Here is a 21,456-nt window from a genome sequence, read left to right on the forward strand (position 1 = left end):
AATATTTTTACGGGAAAATCAAGATATTTTTCCAACAATCAGTGTTTTTCCGTTTTCACAAAAATTTCACATTGATTTAATTTTATAATTTTCCGTTTTATTATACCTTTGTCCCACTAACATAATCTAATTAATTCAAAAGTTATTATGAAACAAGCATTTAAGTGTTTTGCTGCGGCGATGATAGGCATTTTCGCCTCGGTAGCCATGCATGCGCAGGTTACTACCGCTTCCTTTAGCGGCCGTGTCGCAGACGAGTCAGGACCGCTTCCGGGCGTTGCCGTAATCGCTGTCCATACCCCTTCGGGTACGCAGTATAACGCCATTTCCGACAAGAACGGTAATTTCCGTCTTAACGGTGTTACCCCTGGCGGACCTTACACCATTACGGCCGAGATACTCGGCTACCGTACCGCGGAGACAGTTGGTCTTTATGCTCCGGTGGGTGAAAACGTTCTGGTGAATTTCGACATGGAGATAGAGGCTATCGGCCTTGAAGCCGCCGTGACTTATGCCGATGCTATCAATTCGAACATGAATGTCGACAGGGCAGGTGCCGGTACTGCTGTAAGCGGGAGGACAATGGAAGCCCTTCCAACGGTAAGCAGAAGCATGAACGATATCATGCGCCTCACTCCTCAGGCATCCGTTACATCCAACGGTCTTGCTGTCGGAGGCGGTAACTACCGTTCTTCATACGTGACTGTCGACGGTGCTGCATTCAACAACGCTTTCGGTATCGGGTCCAACCTTCCTGCCGGCGGAGCTCCTATTTCCCTGGACGCCCTTGAGCAGATGTCGGTGAACATCACTCCTTTCGATGTCAGCCAGTCCGGTTTTACGGGAGGTGCCATCAATGCGGTGACCAAGAGCGGTTCCAACGAATGGACATTCTCGCTGTACAACTACTTTACCAATGACCAGTTGCAGGGAGACCGTGTCGGAGATATCCAATTGACGAACAGCCAGTCTCTCAACAATACCACCGGTGTGAGCATCGGAGGCCCTATCATCAAGAACAAACTCTTCTTCTTCGTCAACTTCGAGTATTCGGCCGACAATGTTCCGGGCTCGGACATGATTGCCAGCAAAGGCGATGGCAAAGTCGGCGAGAACTGGAAACCGGGAACGAATGTTGCCCGTCCTACCGCCACTTTCCTCGATGAAGTAAGGTCTTATCTGATGGATACCTACGGATACGACCCTGGAAGGTATCAGGGATATTCGCTGAGCACTCCTGACTGGAAGCTGATGGCGCGTATCGACTGGAACATCAATAATGACCACAGGTTCAATATCCGTTTCAGCCACACTGACAACAAATATTCTTCCGACCCTTCTTCTTCGGTAAACCCTATAGTTCCTAACCCATACAACAGAAACGTATACGGACGTACTTCCGACTATGCGATGTATTTCGAGAGCTCAAGGTATTTCCAGGAGCAGAACTTCACTTCGCTCGCTGCCGAGCTTAACTCCCGTTTCCTCGACGGTATGGTGAACAATATGTTCCGTATCACATGGTCCCACCAGAACGAGCCACGCAGCTTCGTGGGAGACAACTTCCCTACCGTGGATATCCTTTATCCGGCGGATAACGGGGAAAGGGCGGTTCTGACTTCCTTCGGTCCCGATCCTTTCACTTACGGAAACCTTCGTGACGTGCAGACCGTAGTGGTTACGGATGAAGTAAGCATCGTCAAGGGAATCAACAATATCAAGGCCGGACTCCAGTTCGAGTGGAACGATACCAAGAACGGTTTCATGCAGGGCGGCCTCGGATATTACGTATATGATTCATGGGAGAGTTTCGTTGCGGCAGGAAAACCTGTGGCATTCGCCATAACCCATTCCAACAGGGATGACCTACAGCAGGTTTATCCGAGCTTCCAGTACATGCAGGCTTCGGCATACGTTCAGGACGAGCTCAATTTTAACGACAGGTTCAAACTGACCGTCGGTCTCCGTTTCGAGATGCCTTTCTATCCTTCGATTGAAGGCAATACCAACAAGGAGTTCCTTATGCTGGCCAATACCCATCCGGAATCTTCGATATACGGGCTTTCGACTTCCGACATGCCAAAGGCACGTCTGAACGTTTCTCCGCGTGTCGGCTTCAACTGGGATATCCTCGGTGACCGTTCCCTCGTGCTCCGCGGAGGTACAGGTATCTTTACGGGACGTCTGCCATTCGTGTGGATTGTATCCGCAGCCGGAAACAGCAACTGCCTCCAGGCCCAGTATGTGGACGCTACCGGAACAGGTGCCAATACGCCTAATTTCCATACCAATGTCAGCGACATCCTCGAGGATATCTACAAAGGAGAGTTCAAATCCCAGGATCTGGCGGCTCCTGCAAATCCTACCATTCTTGACAAGAACCTCATAATGCCTACGACATGGAAGACCTCCCTTGCATTGGACGGCCGTATCCCGGGAGGCATCGAGGCTTCTTTGGAAGGTATTTACAGCCACGAACTGACATCTGTCAATGTGAACCTGCTCGGTATGCAGAAGACCGAAGAGGGAATAACGCTTCCGGGCGAGCCGATGGCGCGCAACTATTGGGAGCTTGAGAACTTCACCAACTCGATGGGAAGCCTCGTGAACCCTTACTATATAACCAACAGCCCTGTAAACGGTTATTATTACTCTATAACCGCACAGCTCCAGAAGGACTTCGATTTCGGTCTGTCGTTGATGGCGGCCTATACCCACAGCGGGTCGAAGACCGTGTCCGATGCTATCGGAGACCAGATTACTTCGGCTTACAATACTATGACATACAATGTGAACGGTTCCAATACGCCTGAACTCGGATATGCGACATACGTATCTCCTCACCGTTTCATTGCAAACATAAGTTACCGTATAAAGGAGGGCGACAAAGGTACCACTACCTTCGGTCTCTTCTATGAAGGTTACAACCACATGTATGTAGGCAATTATTCTTATACCCGTTACTCCTACACCATGAATAATGTGACCGGAGACTATGGCGCGAACAACCTTATCTATATCCCTACGAGCGAAGAACTTGCCGGGATGCCGTTTGTCAGCGATGCCAACAGGGACGCATACGAAGAATTCATAGCTTCCGACAGGTATCTCAGCCGTCACAGGGGCGAGTACTCCGAAAGGGGAGGCGCAATAGCTCCATGGCAGAGCCGTTTCAACTTCAAGTTCACCCAGGACATCCACTTCAAGGTGGCCGGAAAGACCAACACCTTCCAGATAGGTTTCGATATCAACAATATTGCAAACCTTCTCAATCCGAATTGGGGCCTTACCGACAGGATGAGCGGTGACCAGGTTCTTACTTATTCGAAAGGGAAGTATGAATTCGAAGCTCCTACATGGGGCAAGGTTTCATCTACCTTCAGCACTTGGCAGATGTTGATCAGCCTCCGTTACTTCTTTTAATATAACCGCGTAAATAAACAATCGTTATGAAAAATATTTTTAGAAATCTGGCTGTTGTTTCAAGCCTTATAGCGGCTCTCGCTTTCGTTTCGTGCCAGGAGAAAGTCGAGACTGGGGAAACCGCTTTCAGCATGGTAGATACCGAGATAAGCGAGGTGTTGCCAGCTTGGAAATCCACAGGTTCGGCTACTTTCACATTGGACTGGCCTGTTGCCGGTGAGAAAATCGCGATTACATCCGATGCTTCCTGGCTGACCGACTTTAACGACCGCACTGCTTATGAGATTTCGGTTACGGCCCTTCTCAATGAGACCGGAGCTCCGCGTACCGCCAACGTACATGTGGCTTACATGGAGTTCACGGGGGACTTTACCGTGAGCCAGGAGGGCGCTTCCACCGATTTGTCCTATGGTGACTTCTTCCGCAGCGATTCCCTTTACATTTTGGGATATACCCAGTTTGCAAATGATTCGACAAAGGCTGTCCTGCCTGTGGACAATGTGATTTTCGGTAATGCCTCGTCTTATCGTTATGCCCTCTATGAGGGAAGCCTGGGCGCATCGGAACTTAGCGATGAAGATGCCATAGCCAAGCTGAATGCTGATGAGGCAGCCGTTGTGGACAAACCTTCGACCCTCTTTGTGCTCGACTTTGAAAAAGCCTATACCCTTATCGGTTTTGCCGTAGACCAGGAAAACAACAATTCCAAGGTTTATCGCGAATCCGTGAATTTCAAGATGGAAAATTCGGCAGAGCATGCCGATTTTGAGGGTTACGAGTCCATAGACAATATTAGCCAGGCTCATAATTAAGCAAGCTTCGGGCAGCTTCTTCCGGCTTGCCGGCAAGTGTCTGGATTTGCCTGATAAAGCAGGATTGCAAGTGCAGGAGGGCGGTTCAAAAACGGACCGCCCTCTTTTTGCGCGCTACATTTGTGGCGAGGGCGTGATGACCCTTTCTGGAAGAGGACAAGGAAGGAAAACCGGATTCTGCCGGTAAATTTTCCACCCCATATCCATCCGGCTTCTTTTGAAATAATTGATAATCAGTGACTTATAGAAACATAGGCTGGCTTTGGGTGGTTTCTGAGGTACCCAAGCGCAGGAGCGATTTTGATAAAGAGTTGATTATTAATGTGTTGCAAAAATGATAGATGGACATGGGGTGAAAAATTTCCGAAAAATCCTCGTAATTCCGGCAAAATACGGTTCTCTGGCCGCCAGAAAAAGTTTCACCGCACCGGAGATGCAGGTCACCTGACCTTCCGGACAAAGTTTGGAGCGAGTTACATTTTGTTAAATCATTGATTGTCAATTATTTGTAAATATTTTACTCGCTCCGACCTTTGCGACAAGGACATAGTTGCGTTTATTCATGGTGGCGTTTATTCGTAGTTGCGTTTATCGTCGAGTAATCGCAAACAAATTTCCCTCCCTCTCCACGTAGAAACAAAAAAAATCGCCCCGATCAAGGGCGAATTTTTTTATCAGTGTTTTACCTTATTTCGTAGCGCTTTCAAGTCTCTTCATCATCGAGAATATGAAGACACATGATATTACGCAAAGTGCGATGAGGATTGTCCAGAGTATCCACAATGGGAGTCCGCCCCAAAGTGTTCCGATAATCATTGTCATGTAGTTTCCGACAGCGGTAGCTCCGAACCAGAGTCCCATCATGGCTCCCTTGTACTTAGGAGGCGCAACTTTGGATACGAAAGATATGCCCATAGGGCTGAGGAAGAGCTCTGCGAATGTCAGGACAAGGTAAGTCGAAACGAGGACATTCGGTGAAACCCTGTAGTCCGTTGTCGTAGTGGCAAGGTCGTTAGGCACAGGAAGGCCGATGGAGCAGATTGCCATGATAAGGAATCCTACAGCCGCAATTGCCATACCGATACCGATTTTGCGCGGAGCAGAAGGTTCTTTGCCTTTCTTTGCCAGGGCGCCGAATACGGCCATCGATACAGGAGTGAGGGCCACGACGAAGAACGGATTGAACTGCTGGAACATCTGAGGCAGCACATTTATCGAGCTTCCGTCCAGCTGGAAATATTTCCATACGAGGCCGCCGAGGGCGAGTACGGCAATAATGCCGGAAATAGCCTTGCTGGAGCCTTTTTCGGACTGGAATACGGAGAAGAGCGAGTATACGGCTACGATTATCAGCAGCAGGTTGACAACGTTGAATTCCATGCTGGTTATGCCGCTTGCGGTCTGGGCCGTGTAGTCCCTTGCGAAGAAGGTGAGTGTAAGTCCGTTCTGGTGGAACGCCATCCAGAAGAATATCACAACGATGAATACGAGTACGAGTGCGGTGATACGGGACTTTGTCTGTGCAGGAGTAAGCTCGACGACTTCTTTATTCTCTGCCGAGAGCTGTTTTGCAGTGACGTCGGCATGTTTGAAGGTGCGTTTGAAGCATACGTAAATCAGCATGGATACAATCAGGGAAACGCAGGCTACTGCAAAACCCCAGTGGTATGCCCCTGCAAGGGTGTCGATGTAATGCTGGGAGAAAGTTCCGAGTTGTGCAGGATCGGAGAAGCCCTGTGCCTGTGCAAGCGACTGGAACTTTGCGAGTGCGTCCGGTGCCATAGTGGCGACACCGTTCATATTGTCAATGTACTGATGGGCGAGGGCCGGTATGTCCGAATTGTAGGTAAGCCCCTGTTTTCCCATAAAGTAATCGGTTATCTTGGATGCCATCGTCGGAGCGAAGAGGGCACCGATGTTGATTGCCATGTAGAAGATGGAGAAGGCAGAGTCCCTCTTTGCCGAATATTTCGGGTCATCGTAGAGGTTTCCGACCATTACTTGCAGGTTGCCTTTGAACAGTCCTGTTCCCAAGGCAATCATGACCAGGGCGGCTACCATGAGCACTATGGCCCCGGTGCTGCTCCCCGTAGGTATGGCAAGGCAGGCGTATCCGGCAAACATCACGACGATGCCGGTGGTGACCATCTTGCCGTATCCGAATTTGTCAGCGAGCCAGCCTCCGAGTATAGGCAGGAAATAGACTAATGCGAGGAAGCCTGCGTAGATGTTGGATGTTACGGTTCCGGAGAATCCGAACTTTGCCTGCAGGAACAAGGTGAAAATCGCAAGCATCGTGTAGTAGCCGAAGCGTTCCCCGGTGTTGGCGAGGGCCAAAGCGTATAGCCCTTTAGGTTGTCCTTTGAACATAAATCAGTTTTTTAGTTAAAATTGTTATAATTTGTTTAAACATTGTTGCAAACTGAAAGGAAGCGAGGGCAAAAATACGAATTTATTGTATCTTTGTCAAATCATGAGGAAAATTTGGCCAAATATGCTCTTTTCGCTGATGCACGGGCTCTCTTTTCTGCCTCTCGGCGTGCATTATTTCTTCGCCAGGGGAGTTTCGTGGCTTATCGGCAATGTGATAGGCTACAGGCGCGCCGTGCTTGAGGCGAACCTGAAGGCCGCCATGCCTTCTCTCGGAGAAAAGGGAAGGGCTGCGGTCATCAGGGAGTATTACCGTAACATAGCCGACCTGATAGCCGAATTCGTATGGTGCATAGGCAAGGACGGGAACACGCTCGAACGCAAAGGCTTTGTCCGTCTTGAGCAGGCCGGCATACTCGAAGGGTTGCATAAGAAGGGCCATGGGGTCATGTGCCTGTGCAGCCATTCGGGCAATTGGGAGATGCTTCCGGCGGCCGTCGATTTGTATGTTTCGCAGGGAGAGTTCCGCAAATCGGATTTCGCCACGACATACAAACGGCTGGTGAACGATTTTTGGGAGGAGGTCACAATCAAGGCGCGAACATACGGAAAGTGCTCGCCCTCACAGTTCATAGACAGTCGCTCTGTTTTGCGTTATATGATAAAACACAGGGATGAGGGCAAGATTTATCATTTCCTCGTGGACCAATACCCGTATGGGACAGGGACACCTTATTATATAGGGGAGTTTCTCGGGCTTCCGACCGACGTGATAATGGGCGCCGCCAATCTGGCCGAGCGTTTTTCCATGCCCGTGGTTTACCTGCATAACATCAGGGAGGCAAGGGGAAAATATGTGCTGAGGCCGGAAAAAATCTGTGACGATGCCTCTGAAATGGGGGCGGAGGCGTTGATGAGACGCTATTTTGCCATTTTGGAGAAAGATGTCAGGGAGAACCCGTCCAATTGGCTGTGGAGCCATAAAAGATGGAAAAACATAGAGGGCCTTTACCCTCCGGTAAAAATGAAAAAGAAGAAAAAGAAGAAAAAATGAAAAGAATGTACGGAAAAATAATCTTATCGGTAGCGGCGATTGCCCTGTCGGGCATTTGCGCAAGCGGGAAAACCCCTCCCGGAAAAATTTTTTACAACCTGCCGTCCACGACTGTCGTGATAGAGGCAGAGGCCGTCTGCGAGAATTTTCACGCCGGGCCTTATGCGGAATTCGCCCGGAAATATCTCGGTATCGATGCGCGTACCGAAGACAGCAGGTCGTATGTAGTCAAATCGTTGAGGATGACCCCTTTCGTCGAGGCCGATCCGTCTGCCGCCCATGTGCTGGACGTCGGACAGTATTCGATAGCCTCCCCGGATCTCCTGAAACTCACTTCCCAGGGGCTCGTTTCAATCCCTGGGGATTTCAGCGGACGTTCCGAAACCTGGCGTTTCCCGTCCTACATGGATTCCGGACGGTTTGACGGGACCGGAGCGGGGAGCAATTTTTCTTCCGAAACGGTTGAACTTTACACTTTGTCGGAAAACGACGGCGTGTACGAGCGCATATCCGTCCGCCAGAACCAGGTAGTTGCGAAAAGTGTCGAGCAGAAAGCCGCTGAAACCGCTTCCGCGATTTTCCGTTTGAGGGAAAAAAGGGAGCAGATTATTACCGGCGACACCGATGCCACCTTTGACGGGGAAGCCCTCGGTGCGGCTGTGGCGGAGATAACGAGGCTGGAAGAACAGTATATGACCCTCTTCCTCGGTTATACGGATTATTCGGTCCAGAAAATGAATTTCGATTTTACGCCGGTCCCCGACGAACAGGTGTATGTGGTATTCAGGATATCGGATGAAAACGGGTTAGTACCTGCCGACGACATGTCGGGAAGACCTGTGCTGGCCGTCCTTAAGAACGTAGAGAGGCTTTCGCAGGCCGAAGTGACCGAAACTGCCGAAAAGGGAAAACAGGTGGAGCCGTTGATATATTACAGGGTGCCGGCCGTTGCCGAGGTAGCCGTTTCGGACGGGACGAAGCTGCTTTCATGCAGCCGCGTGCAGTTCTACCAGCTCGGAACCACCTTGTCGATGCCGGTAAGGCTTGAAAAACGATGAATTGCAACGGAGTTGTAATCACTGGAGTTTATTTTTGTAATTAAAACATGACGGAAGTCTATTAAAATTTATAAAATTATGACAATCAAAGATCTCAATCCACAGATAGTGTGGAAGAATTTTTATGCGATGACACAGATCCCGCGTCCTTCGAAGAAAGAAGGAAAGGCGGTGGAGTTCCTTTATAATTTCGGAAAGGGGCTCGGGCTCGAAACCTATAAGGACGAAATCGGCAATATCATAATCCGCAAGCCGGCTACTCCTGGGATGGAGAACCGCATGGGCGTGATACTTCAGGCTCACATGGACATGGTGCCTCAGAAAAATGCCGACAAGGTGCATGATTTCGAGAAAGACCCTATCGAGGCCTATGTCGACGGGGAATGGGTGCGCGCAAACGGAACCACTCTCGGAGCCGACAACGGTATGGGCGTGGCCGTGGCTCTGTCTGTCCTCGAATCCAAAGACCTCGTACACGGCCCTGTGGAGGTCCTCATCACCATAGACGAGGAAACCGGAATGACAGGTGCTCGGGAACTGAAACCGGGGCTTCTGAAAGGGGACATCCTGATAAACCTCGATTCCGAGACGGAGGGGGAACTCTATGTCGGCTGTGCCGGCGGGCTTGACGTCGAGGCGGTAATGGATTATGAGGAATGTGCCGCACCGGCTTCCGGATACGTGCCGTTCAAACTGAATGTCAAAGGTTTCAAAGGCGGGCACTCCGGGATGGACATCATCCTCGGTAGGGCAAATGCCAACAAACTGATGGCAAGGGTGCTGCTTCCTCTGATGAGGGATATGGGGGCTCTGCTTTGCAGTGTCGAAGGCGGTACGCTCCGCAACGCCATCCCTCGCGAGGCATTTGCGGTGATTCTCGTACCTTCGGCAAATGTGGAGGCTGTCAGGTCGAGTGTCGCAAAGGCGGCCCGAGAGATTAAGGAGGAATATTCCATAGCGGATCCGGACGGCGAAGTGTTCCTCGAAGATACCGCAGCACCGGCTGTCTATATCGAAGAAAAAGCCGCTCTAAGGTATATCAGGGCGGTACACTGTTGCCCTAACGGAGTGGAGAGGATGAGCGATGCGATGCCGGGCCTGGTTGAGACCTCCAACAACATGGCGGTAATCAGGACTGCCGGCGGCAAGGCTTCCGTCCTTACTCTGATGCGCAGTTCCGTTGACAGCGCCAAGGATGCGTATGCCGAGGATATCAGATGCCTCTTCGAACTTGCCGGTGCAAGGATAACCTTCTCGGGCGGGTACAGCGGCTGGGCTCCTAAGATGGACTCCCCGATACTCGCTACCATGAAACACATCTACAAGGGGCTTTATGGCAATGAGCCGGCCGTCATGGCCATCCACGCCGGCCTCGAATGCGGAATCCTCGGCGGCACTTATCCTAACTGGGACATGATTTCATGCGGCCCTACCATCAAGAGCCCTCATTCTCCGGACGAGAGGGTGAACATCGCCACCGTAGGTAAATGGTGGGATTTCATAAGGAAAGTCCTTGAAGAGATTCCTGTGAAATAATTTTTGTAAAAACGATTTTTATAACTATCTTTGCAGCCCTTTTCGGTATTTTGTTCCGGAAAGGGCTGAGTTTTATAGGTTTATTAATTAATTTAAAGAGAGATGATCAAACAGTACGAAACCGTTTTCATTGCAACTCCCGTTTTGTCTGATGCCCAGATGAAGGAAGCGGTTGCCAAGTACACGTCCCTTATCACCGAAAACGGCGGTGAGGTGGTGTACCAGGAGGATTGGGGGCTTAGAAAGCTGGCATACCCGATTCAGAAAAAAACTACGGGATTCTATTATCTGATTGAATTCCGTGCAGAACCTAAATTTATAGACGTCCTTGAGACACAGTACCGTCGTGACGAAAGGATTATCAGGTTCCTTACTTTCGCCATGGACAAGCACGCCATAGCATACGCAGAGAAGAGAAGGGCCAACAAAGAGAAAAAGGAGGAATAGATCATGGCAGCAACAAACAATGAAATTCGTTATCTGAACCCTCCTACGGTCGAGGTCAGAAAGAAGAAATATTGCCGTTTCAAGAAAGCGGGCATAAAATACATCGATTACAAGGATGCGGAATTCCTGAAAAAATTCCTTAACGAGCAGGGAAAGATTCTTCCTCGCCGTCTTACCGGTACTTCTCTGAAATATCAGAAGAAAGTGTCCCAGGCGATAAAGAGGGCAAGACACCTTGCTTTGCTCCCTTATGTGACTGACCTTTTGAAATAGTTGGAGGATAGAGAAATGGTTGAGATTATACTTAAACAGGACGTGGCCAACCTTGGCCTGAAAGACGACATAGTCGAAGTTAAAAACGGTTATGCGCTCAATTATCTTATCCCTCAGGGCTTTGCCATAATGGCTACGCCGTCGGCAAAGAAGGTGCATGCGGAGAATCTCCGTCAGCGCGCGCACAAGGAAGCCAGGATCCGCCAGGATGCAGAGGCCCTTGCAGCCAGACTTGCCGAGCTCCAGCTCAGAATCGCTGCAAAGGCGAGCGAGAACGGCAAAATATTCGGTTCCGTAGGAAATATCCAGGTAGCTGAGGCGCTTGCAGCGGCAGGTGTCGAAGTGGACCGCAAGGATATCGAGCTTGAGCCGATTAAGGAGCTTGGAAGCTATGAGGCTACGGTAAAATGCTACCGTGACATCAAAGGTACAGTAAGATTCGAAGTTGTTGCCGAAGAAGAGTGATGACAATAGCTTAGAGAGGTTTTAATGGTTTCATAATTATCTCGTTTTGCGAGGTGCGAAAGTTGCCAATATGTTTTTGGCAACTTTTTTGCTGTAGGGGCGTGCCGATAAAGGAATTTTGTTATATATTTGTGTCTTTGTTGGAGAAAAAATTATAATTTCTAATATAAAAGTTAAAATGAAAAGGATTTTTTTAGCATTGGCCGCAATTTTTGCCGTGTCCTTCGCGTTTTCCGCGAATGCCCAGCAATTGCTGCCTAACGACACCACTGTCCGCGTAGGCAAGCTCGACAATGGTTTGACTTATTACATCAAACATAATGACAAGCCGGCACAGAGGGCTGAATTCTATTTGGCAACGCATGTCGGTGCAATCCAGGAAACCCCTGACCAGGACGGTCTCGCGCACTTCCTCGAGCACATGTGCTTTAACGGTACCAAGAATTTCCCTGGAAAGGCTTTGCTGGACTATCTCCAGAGCATAGGGGCGAATTTCGGCTACAACATCAACGCAGCCACCGGAGTCGAGCAGACCACATATATGCTTAACAATATTCCTGTCGTGCGTGAGGGCATTATCGACACCTGCCTGATGGTTATCCATGACTATTCGCACTTCGTGACAAACGACCCGGCCGAAATCGATGCCGAAAGGGGAGTGATAGTCGAAGAGCGCCGCAGCCGCAGGACGGCGGACTGGAGGATGCATGAAAAAGCCCTTCCTTATATGTACGGTGATTCGAAATATGCCACCTGCACCCTTATTGGTTCCGAGGAGAATCTTCTCAACTTCAAGCCTGAATCTCTCTGGAATTTTTATAAGACATGGTATCGCCCTGATCTTCAGGCGGTAATCGTTGTCGGTGATATAGATGTGGACGAAATCGAGCAGAAAATAAAGGATATGTGGGCTGACGTCCCTGCTCCTGAGACCCCTCTCGACAAGGTGATGCCTTCTATTCCGGCCAATCCGGAACCGCTTGTCGGCATCATTACCGACCCTGAGGCAACTTCTACGAATATTACCATCCTGAGCCGTTACGACGCTCTTCCTGCCGAATACAATGCGTTTATGGAAGGTTTGATGGCAGACTTGGTAGAGAATCTGATTTACTACATGTTCTCGGAAAGGTACAACGATATAGCCATGCAGCCGAATGCTCCGTTCCTGAATGCATTTTCGGCAAATACTTCCCTTACCGAACTTTGCGATGCTTTCTATACATCGATTACATGCAAGGACGGAGATGCAATCAATGCTTTCAAGGCGGTGATGACGGAAATAGAAAAAGCAAGGAAATACGGCTTTACGGACGGCGAATTCGAGCGTGCGAAAGCCGAGATACTGGCTCATTATGAAAAGGCTGCCGAGAGCGCGGACAGCCGTCAGAATGCCGATTTCGTGGATTCGTACATCAACAATTTCTTCTTCCACTATCCATATATGGACCCTAAGGTCGAGTATGAGGTAGTGAATGCAATTTTGAGTTCGCTCAATGCCCAGGTCATAAGCCAGCTGGCTCCTGAAATGATTTCGGAAGAAAACCTTTCGATAATATACAAGGCCCCTGAAAGGGAAGGCCTCGTGCATCCTACTTCCGAGGATTTCCTCGCCGCAATGGCGGAGGTTAAGGCTTCGGACATCCAGCCTAACGAAGATATCGTAATGAACGAGCCTCTTCTGGACGCTTCCGCTTTGAAGGGTTCGAAAGTCAAGAAGACTTCGGAAGGGATATTCGGAACTACCGTCTGGACATTGAAGAACGGTATCGATGTCATTGTAAGGCCTTCGTCCGAAAATAAGGACGAGATAATCATGAGGCTCGATGTGGACGGCGGTCTGTCCCTTGTTCCTGATGAGGAAACCGCTTCCATGGATGTTTACGGGCTGTATTCGGCAGAACAAGGAGTATCCAAATTCTCCAATTCGGATCTGAGCAAGATGCTGGCGGGCAAAAACGTATCGGTAAGCGCAGGAATCAACACACGCAGCGCATCGATAAGCGGAAATTCGACAAAGAAGGATTTCGAGACCGCTTTGCAGCTGATGTATCTCTATGGTACCGACCCTCGCTTCAATCAGGAAGAATACGATGCCGTTATCGGAAGGTACAGCCCGATGATTGCCAACATGGTCAACCAGCCTATGTTCAAGTTCCAGCAGAGGTTTACCGAGATTGCCTATGGCGGAAATCCTCGTGTACACACCATGACCCTTGACCTTCTTGAGAATGCCGACCTTTCAGTGATGGAGAAGAACTACCGCAACATATTCGGCAATTTCAAGGGAGCGAAACTTTATATTTTCGGAGATGTGGATCTTGCAACCATCAAACCGTTGGTTGAGAAATACATTGGTTCCCTGCCTACGGCCAAGAAGCCTATAGAGACGATTGAAAGGGATATTAACATAGTTCCTGGCACTACCGAGGAATACTATGAAGTCGCTATGGAGACTCCGATGGCAACGGCCGTGATGATTTGGAACAACGAGATTCCGTACAGCCCTAAGGAAAACATGGTAATGCGCTATCTCGAAAATTGCATGAACATCCTTTATACGCAGACTATCAGGGAAGAGGAAGGCGGCACTTACGGTGTGGGCGTTTCCGGACTGCTTACTTTGGAACCGGAGGATATGTTCCTTCTCCAGATTCAGTGGCAGATGAACCCTGATATGGCCGAAAAACTTGTCTCCAAAGTTATGGACGGTCTGAAGGATATCGCCGCCAACGGTCCTACCGAGGAGCAGTTCAACATGTCGAAGGAAAACTTCCTTAAAGAGCTTTCCGAGGACAGGCTCAGCAACAGGTGGTGGATGAACCAGACCAGGTTTACTATGAAATACGGTTTTGACGAGGCCACTGACGAGGCCGGGCTGATTGAAAGTGTGACCCGCGAGGATGTGCGCAATCTCGCAGAGAAGATACTTTCCCAGCCTAATTTCATCGAACTCGTGATGATTCCGGCGGCTGCTGCCGAGGCTGCGGCTCCTGAAACATCCGAGGCGGAAGCATTGCCTCAGGCTGCATAGTTTCCGGCATATTTTTAAGGAGTATTGGGGAAAATATTGCAAAGGCGCGGGCTTGTCCCGCGCTTTTTTATTGCCGCGGTTTTTCTACGTCGTTGAAAAGTAGTATCTTTGTGACTTGTTTTTAAAATGTTTGGAAATATGAGGTTCAAGGAATACAAAGGGCTGGATCCTGTCGCGATAAATAACGAGATTCTGGAAAAATGGAACAGGGAAAAGTGTTTCGGGCAGTCGATGAAGGAGCGTGAAGGCGCGCCCCGTTTCATATTTTTCGAAGGGCCTCCTTCCGCCAACGGCATGCCGGGAATACATCATGTGATGGCACGCTCGATAAAGGATGCCGTGTGCCGTTTCAAGACACAGAGCGGTTACAGGGTGGAGAGAAGGGCCGGCTGGGATACCCACGGGCTTCCTGTGGAGCTCGGCGTGGAAAAGAAGCTGGGTATCACCAAGGAGGATATCGGCTCAAAGATTTCCGTAGAAGAATACAACGATACCTGCCGCAAGGAGGTGATGAAATATACCGAGGAGTGGGAGTCCCTTACCCAAAGAATCGGCTATTGGGTGGATATGGACGACCCTTATATAACTTACGACAACCGTTATATCGAAACCCTCTGGTACCTGCTGAAGAAGATATATGAAAAGGGCCTTTTGTACAAAGGCTATTCGATACAGCCTTATTCTCCGGCTGCGGGAACAGGGCTCAGCACCCATGAGCTTAACCAGCCGGGCTGTTACCGCGATGTCAAGGATACCACGGCAGTCGTGCAGTTCGAGGTAATCAAGAATGAAAAGTCTCAGAAACTTTACGGCTGCGAGACTCTTCCGGTGTTCTTCATCGCGTGGACCACGACCCCGTGGACACTTCCTTCGAATACTGCCTTGTGTGTCGGCCCCGACATAGATTATGTCAGGGTGATGTCCTTCAACCCATATAGCGGCGAACCGGGCATTTATGTAGTGGCCAAGGCTTTGGTTTCCTGTCATTTCAACCCTAAGGCGGCCGAAATCCCTCTCGAGGATTACAGGCCGGGGGACAAGCTCGTCCCGTACAAGGTGCTTGACGGAGTTTTCAAAGGGTCGGAGCTCGCCGGCATTTCGTACCATCAGCTGATACCGTGGGTGAATCCGGGCGAAGGGGCCTTCAGGGTAATCTGCGGGGATTATGTCACTACTGACGAGGGGACTACCGGAATAGTACACATCGCTCCGACATTCGGTGCCGATGACGACAGGGTCGCAAAGGCAAGCGGGATTCCTCCGATGCTGATGACGGACAGGAACGGGCAGAAACAGGCCATGGTAGACAGGAAAGGACGTTTTTACTGTGTCGAAGACCTGTCCGAAGATTTCGTGCGTTCGTCTGTGGACGATTCGTACAGGCAGTTTGCAGGGCGTTATGTGAAAAACGCATACGATTCTTCGCTTCCGGCCGATGCCCCTACGCTCGATGTGGATTTGTGTGTCATGCTGAAGCAGCAGGGGAAGGCGTTCAAGATAGAAAAACATGTGCATACCTATCCTCATTGCTGGCGTACCGACAAGCCGGTCCTGTATTATCCTCTTGATTCATGGTTCATAAGGACCACGGCCGTGAGGGACGAGATGATAAAGCTGAACAACACCATTGTATGGAAGCCCGAATCCACCGGCTCGGGACGTTTCGGAAAATGGCTGGAAAACATCCAGGACTGGAATCTGTCGAGGAGCCGTTATTGGGGCACGCCGCTTCCGGTATGGCGCAGCGAGGACGGGAAGGAAGAAAAATGCATAGGTTCCGTCAGGGAACTTTACGATGAGATAGAAAAATCCGTAGCGGCCGGATATATGGAGTCCAATCCGTTAAAGGACAGAGGATTCAATCCGGATGATATGTCGCTTGAAAATTATAACAGGATAGATCTCCACCGTCCGTATGTGGACAATATTTTCCTCGTTTCCGCTTCCGGCAAGAAAATGAAACGCGAAAGCGATCTGATAGACGTGTGGTTCGATTCTGGCGCGATGCCATACGCTCAGGAAGGCCTGAGGAATCTCGGAAAGGACTCTTTCGGGGCGACGGCGGATTTTATAGCGGAAGGAGTGGACCAGACGAGGGGATGGTTCTATACCCTTCATGCGATACATACCATGGTAAGCGGCACGCCTGCCTTCAAGTGCGTGATTTCCAACGGACTTGTCCTTGACAAGGAGGGCAACAAGATGAGCAAGAGGCTCGGCAATGCGGTCGATCCGTTTGCGGTGCTCGACAAATACGGCGCCGATGCCCTGCGCTGGTACATGCTGACCAATTCGCAGCCGTGGGACAATCTGAAATTCGATGAGGCGGGAGTGGATGAAGTGCGCAGGAAATTTTTCGGTACCCTGTACAATACGTATTCTTTCTTCGCCCTCTATGCCAATGTGGATTCGTTCGACCCTTCGGTGCCGCAGGTCCCGGTAGCTTCGCGTGCGGAGACGGACAGATGGATTATCTCTCTGATGAACACCCTTATAAAGGATGTCAGGGCGGCATACGAGGATTATGACATAACGGCGGCAGGCCGGATGATTCAGGATTTCGTATGCGACCATCTGAGCAACTGGTATGTGCGCCTGAACAGGAAACGTTTCTGGGGAGGGGAGATGGACGATGACAAGTTAGCGGCTTACCAGACATTGTATTCCGCGCTGACGACGGTTGCGGTACTTGCCGCCCCGATTGCCCCGTTCTTTATGGAAAGGCTTTATCTCGATTTGAAGCCGGAGGCAAAATCCGTGCATTTCACTCTGATGCCGGAGCCGGATGCTTCTCTCATCGATACGGAACTGGAGGAAAGGATGGCCCTTGCCCAGAGGGCTTCTTCGATGATACTGGCGTTGAGGCGCAAGGTGAACATCAAGGTGCGCCAGCCTCTGGCGAAAATAGTCGTGCCTATCATAGACCCGAAGATGCAGGAGCGTTTCGAGAAGGTCAGGGACATAGTATTGGGAGAGGTGAATGTGAAGGAGGTAGAGTTCATTACCGATACGGCAGGGCTGATTACGAAGAAAATCAAGCCTAATTTCAAGACACTCGGAAAACGTTACGGCAAGCAGATGAAGGAGATTGCGGCGTTCATGGCCGGCCTTTCGCAGCAGGACATAGCCGCTATCGAGTCGGCAGGCCTTTCCGGCGGGACGTATACGCTTGCCTTGGCTTCAGGGGATGCGGTCCTTGAACCGGGGGACTATGAAGTCACCTCCGAGGACATGCCGGGATGGCTCGTCGCTTCCGAAGGTACCCTGACGATAGCCCTCGACATAACCATTACTGACGGGTTGCGCCGTGAGGGGACGGCCCGCGAATTGATAAACCGTATCCAGAACCTCCGGAAAGACAGCGGTTTCGAGGTTACGGACAAGATAAATGTCTTAATAGACGGAGGAAAATATGCGGCTGAGATTTCGGACTCGCTCGCGGATTTTTCCGACTATATATGTGCTCAGACACTCGCTTTGTCCATATCGGCGGTTTCAGGGCTTGACGGAGCGGCAGAAACCGAATGGGGCGAAGGTTTTATTAAGATAAAAGTAACAAAGGTCAAAAACATTTAAAGATTTTTACTATGGCAGCTAATGAGACAAATGGTAATGCGCCTGCACCGGAAAAAGTCAGGTACAGTGATGAGGAACTCCAGGAGTTCAAAACCATCATCCTCGATATGCTGAAGAGCGCTCGTGAGGATTATGAGTCTCTCAGGGCTTCGGTAACCAACAGTAACGGAGTGGAAGATACTTCCCCTACTTTCAAAATCATGGAAGAGGGGGCGTCGTCCCTTACGAAAGAAGAGGCGAGCAGGCTTGCCCAGAGGCAATACAAGTTCATACAGAATCTTGAAGCCGCGCTTGTAAGGATTGAAAACAAGACATACGGTATATGCCGCGAGACGGGGAAACTCATTCCTAAGGAGCGTTTAAGGCTCGTCCCTCATGCTACCTTGTGCGTGGAAGCCAAGGAAAAAATGAACAAATAAGGCTTTGGATGGGTGCTAAAGGTATTTCGCGCGGGACGTGGATTCCTCTCCTTGTAATCTTGTTGCTCGTCATTGACCAGATAATCAAAGTCGTGGTCAAGACGAACATGTCGATAGGCGAGAGCATCGATGTTTTCGGCGACTGGTTCAAAATCTGTTATGTCGAGAACGAGGGATTCGCTTTCGGAATGAAACTCGGCGGAGTGGCCGGAAAATATGTCCTTACCACTTTCCGTCTTGTCATTGCCGGAGCCCTTATCTGGTGGATTTCACATCTGGTGAAGTCGGACAGGAATCCCGTGGAAGGGCATCGTCCGGTGCCTACGGGAGTGCTTGTAGGACTGTCGATGATTCTTGCGGGAGCCGTGGGAAATATCATCGACTGCCTTTTCTACGGAGTGATTTGGGGAGAGGCGCCGTTCATGCTCGGAAGGGTGGTGGACATGTTCTATTTTCCTATCATAGACACGACTTTCCCGCAATGGCTGCCGGTAATCGGAGGCCATCCTTTCAGGTTTTTCACGGCCATATTCAATTTTGCCGACAGCTGTGTGACCTGCGGAGCATTGTACCTGATATTCTTCCAGTACAGTTATTTTGCCGGAAGGAAGTGACGGTTTCGGACGACAACGGTTTCGGACAATGAAGAAAAATGACATGTGAAGTGATTGCGGCTTTTAAACTGCTTCTCATTTCACATGCCTTTTTTACAATTTCCCTGTAACTCCGTCTTCTATTCGGAAACAGGCCGTATGGAAAGCCCGAAGTAGCGGCCGACTAAGTCTATGCGGTGGCCGAAACTGCTGAAACTCAGATAAGAAGACATCGTAGTGCTATATTCGTCAGGATTGGAGGTCCAATAATAACCGTAACGTTCCGTATCGTAGGACGTCTTGCTGTTGATGTAACCCGAAGCCGGCATGAAGATGGATTGTCCGCTCGGTCCGGTGAAGTTGTAACCAGCCTCTCCTTCAAGTTCCGTCCACTCCCATTCGCATTCGTCTATAAGTTCCTGCATTTCCGCCTTTGTAGGCATTCTCCAGGTGCCTCCCCAGTTTGCGGCAGCGGCATCATATTCCGGATTGCCGGATATGTCCGATATCGTCTTTTCGAAAGTCGTATTGTTTGCCATACTGTATTCTTCTTTAGGCTCGGTTTCGCCCCATGCGAAATAATCTCCATATTCCCATGGGTTTTCAGCGCCTATGTTGCAGGTGGCCCATTTTACGCTGAGCCCGAGGTCTACCGAATCGTGCCCTTTGCTTACCGTCACCATGCATGTGGCTGTTTTGCCTCCATCGTCGGTGGTTACCGTGATAGTCGTCTCGCCTGCCGACACGGCCGTAACAAGGCCTGTCCCGTCTACGGTGGCTATGCCCGTATCGGCTGATGACCATTTGATTCCTTTGTCTGTAGCATCTTCAGGCAGGACAGTCTCCGTCAGCGTATGGGTTTCCCCTTCATTGAGCCTGAGTTCCGTAGGTTCGAGGGTTACGGATTCTACCGGAATGCCTGTCACCGAAATCCGGCTGGAAGCGGCCTTTCCGTCTACCATGGCAGTAATCTCCGCAGTCCCGATTGCAACTCCGGTAACCACGCCTTCTGAATCCACAGTTGCCACGCCGGTGTCGGAAGAAGCCCATTCGATGCTTTCATATTCCGCATCCTCCGGCTCGACCCTTACAGTGAGCTCCAATGTCTCCCCGATTTGCACTTCGGCTTCCGTAGGTTCGACAATCACATTTTCCACACTCGTCCCGGGCACTGTTCCCTGCCCGTCCGTTACCGTGACCGTGCATGTGGCCGAAATGTCACCGCAGCCTGCCGTGATTTCGGCTTTCCCCGCCGAAAGCGCCGTCACTTCGCCGTCCTCCACTACGGCGACCTGTTCATCGGAACTGCTCCATACGAGTTCGTAATTCGCATTTTCCGGGGTCGCCGACACTTCGAGCAGGACTACGTCCCCGACATTGAGTTCCACTTCCGCTTTCCCGAAAGCCAGGCTTTCAAGTTCCGGTTTTACCGGCTCGTCCGGTTTGCACCCTGCCAGGCAAAGGGCAAGCATGGCCGACGAGGCAATGAAAAATGATGATTTCATAAAAGTTTGAGTTTTTTGTTCCCCGGCAGCCTTAGGACGTTATACATTAAACATCTTCTGAAAAAGAAAGGCGGGCCGTCATTTACGTATAACGGGCGTTTGGCGATGCCTTCCGGAGTGAATGGCGGCCCGCCCCTTTTGGAGGGGAGAGCCGACGTGTCCCGTATAACTTGAAATTTGGCGATTTCTTCGGAAGGACACCTTTCTTATGATTCCCGATATTTCAATCTGCTTGTTTACGCTGTGGCAGTTTACGCTGTGACAAATTTAATAAATGGCATTGAAATTCCAAACGGATCCGGGGAAAACGGGTATGCTTTAGTCCGGTTTTAGGCCGGATTCCGCTCGGTACCTTAAAGTATTTTTGTAGTTTGAAAAAATAATGTTACCTTTGCACTCCAATTTTGGAACAGCATGTTCCGATAAGGTTTGATTAGTTTTGTTGGAATCACAGGAGAGGTGGTAGAGTGGTCGATTACGGCAGTCTTGAAAACTGTTGAGCTGAAAGGCTCCGGGGGTTCGAATCCCTCCCTCTCCGCAATGATAACGGCTGCATTCCGTAGGAATGCGGCTTTTTTTTGTGCATGTGCTCCGCAAGCTTGCTTGCAAGCGGGCATGCAGGGAAAAGCGGACCGGCGGATAATTTTGCACAACCGGGAACAGGTCAATTTTGGTTATATCTATGTAATTCATTGATTTGCAATATTTTATGAGAGTATAGTAAATTATCCTTGTTCAGAGCGGCATTCACGTGGACTTCGCTGGGAAAAGGGATGGAAGTGGGATGAGGAGGGAAAATAGGAATTTGTCATGTCATTTTCCACCCTACAGCCATCAGACTTCTTTTGTAATGATTGATAATCAATAACTTACAAAAACGCAGGCTGGCTA

The 21,456-nt window shown here is 50.0% G+C and carries 14 protein-coding genes and 1 tRNA gene; 13 read left to right on the plus strand and 2 right to left on the minus strand.

The window, feature by feature from the left end; genetic code table 11:
• Nucleotides 1-147: 147 nt before the first annotated feature.
• Both B5F83_RS06010 and B5F83_RS06015 read left to right on the plus strand, forming a co-directional pair.
• Nucleotides 148-3,423: a TonB-dependent receptor gene (locus B5F83_RS06010; RefSeq protein WP_239383834.1), complete on the plus strand. Its 3,276-nt coding sequence runs from the start codon at nt 148-150 to the stop codon at nt 3,421-3,423.
• 26 nt (nt 3,424-3,449) lie between these two features.
• Nucleotides 3,450-4,235 carry a BACON domain-containing carbohydrate-binding protein gene (locus B5F83_RS06015; protein ID WP_087278400.1) on the plus strand — a complete coding sequence of 262 codons (786 nt, stop codon included), beginning with the start codon at nt 3,450-3,452 and terminating at the stop codon, nt 4,233-4,235.
• 687 nt (nt 4,236-4,922) lie between these two features.
• Here the strand turns inward: B5F83_RS06015 and B5F83_RS06020 are convergent.
• Entirely contained in the window at nt 4,923-6,605 is a 1,683-nt protein-coding gene (locus B5F83_RS06020) for a peptide MFS transporter (RefSeq protein ID WP_087278397.1), read from the minus strand.
• Nucleotides 6,606-6,708: 103 nt separating this feature from the next.
• Here B5F83_RS06020 and B5F83_RS06025 point away from each other — a divergent pair, with 103 nt between their 5' ends.
• From B5F83_RS06025 to B5F83_RS06070, 10 genes are all read left to right on the plus strand, one after another.
• The gene (locus tag B5F83_RS06025) at nt 6,709-7,659 is read left to right on the plus strand and encodes a hypothetical protein (RefSeq protein WP_087278392.1); all 951 of its coding nucleotides are present in this window, start codon (nt 6,709-6,711) and stop codon (nt 7,657-7,659) included.
• Complete coding sequence (locus tag B5F83_RS06030) at nt 7,656-8,717, plus strand: DUF4831 family protein (protein ID WP_158094170.1); 1,062 nt, start codon at nt 7,656-7,658, stop codon at nt 8,715-8,717. The genes B5F83_RS06025 and B5F83_RS06030 overlap by 4 nt, the downstream gene beginning before the upstream one ends.
• Before the next feature lie 75 nt (nt 8,718-8,792).
• Nucleotides 8,793-10,253 carry an aminoacyl-histidine dipeptidase gene (locus tag B5F83_RS06035; protein ID WP_087278386.1) on the plus strand — a complete coding sequence of 487 codons (1,461 nt, stop codon included), beginning with the start codon at nt 8,793-8,795 and terminating at the stop codon, nt 10,251-10,253.
• 105 nt (nt 10,254-10,358) lie between these two features.
• The gene (rpsF, locus tag B5F83_RS06040) at nt 10,359-10,700 is read left to right on the plus strand and encodes a 30S ribosomal protein S6 (RefSeq protein WP_087278427.1); all 342 of its coding nucleotides are present in this window, start codon (nt 10,359-10,361) and stop codon (nt 10,698-10,700) included.
• Between the two features lie 3 nt (nt 10,701-10,703).
• Nucleotides 10,704-10,973, plus strand: a complete 270-nt coding sequence (rpsR, locus tag B5F83_RS06045; protein WP_087278382.1) for a 30S ribosomal protein S18 — start codon at nt 10,704-10,706, stop codon at nt 10,971-10,973.
• 15 nt (nt 10,974-10,988) lie between these two features.
• Nucleotides 10,989-11,438: a 50S ribosomal protein L9 gene (gene rplI / locus B5F83_RS06050; RefSeq protein ID WP_087278379.1), complete on the plus strand. Its 450-nt coding sequence runs from the start codon at nt 10,989-10,991 to the stop codon at nt 11,436-11,438.
• 178 nt (nt 11,439-11,616) lie between these two features.
• Nucleotides 11,617-14,472 carry a M16 family metallopeptidase gene (locus tag B5F83_RS06055; protein ID WP_087278376.1) on the plus strand — a complete coding sequence of 952 codons (2,856 nt, stop codon included), beginning with the start codon at nt 11,617-11,619 and terminating at the stop codon, nt 14,470-14,472.
• Nucleotides 14,473-14,610: 138 nt separating this feature from the next.
• Nucleotides 14,611-18,048, plus strand: a complete 3,438-nt coding sequence (ileS, locus tag B5F83_RS06060; protein WP_087278373.1) for an isoleucine--tRNA ligase — start codon at nt 14,611-14,613, stop codon at nt 18,046-18,048.
• 11 nt (nt 18,049-18,059) lie between these two features.
• On the plus strand, nt 18,060-18,467 hold the full coding sequence (locus tag B5F83_RS06065) for a TraR/DksA family transcriptional regulator (protein WP_087278369.1): 408 nt from the start codon (nt 18,060-18,062) through the stop codon (nt 18,465-18,467).
• An 8-nt stretch (nt 18,468-18,475) separates the two neighbouring features.
• Entirely contained in the window at nt 18,476-19,081 is a 606-nt protein-coding gene (locus B5F83_RS06070; protein WP_087278366.1) for a signal peptidase II, read from the plus strand.
• Nucleotides 19,082-19,200: 119 nt separating this feature from the next.
• On the opposite strand, the gene B5F83_RS06075 is transcribed toward B5F83_RS06070, so the two are convergent.
• Entirely contained in the window at nt 19,201-20,565 is a 1,365-nt protein-coding gene (locus tag B5F83_RS06075; RefSeq protein WP_087278363.1) for an Ig-like domain-containing protein, read from the minus strand.
• 453 nt (nt 20,566-21,018) lie between these two features.
• Here B5F83_RS06075 and B5F83_RS06080 point away from each other — a divergent pair.
• Nucleotides 21,019-21,103 (plus strand) — tRNA-Ser (locus tag B5F83_RS06080).
• The last annotated feature ends 353 nt before the right edge of the window (nt 21,104-21,456 follow it).

The sequence above is a fragment of the Muribaculum sp. An289 genome (assembly GCF_002159555.1).
Classification (GTDB): Bacteria; Bacteroidota; Bacteroidia; order Bacteroidales; family UBA932; genus Merdivivens; species Merdivivens faecigallinarum.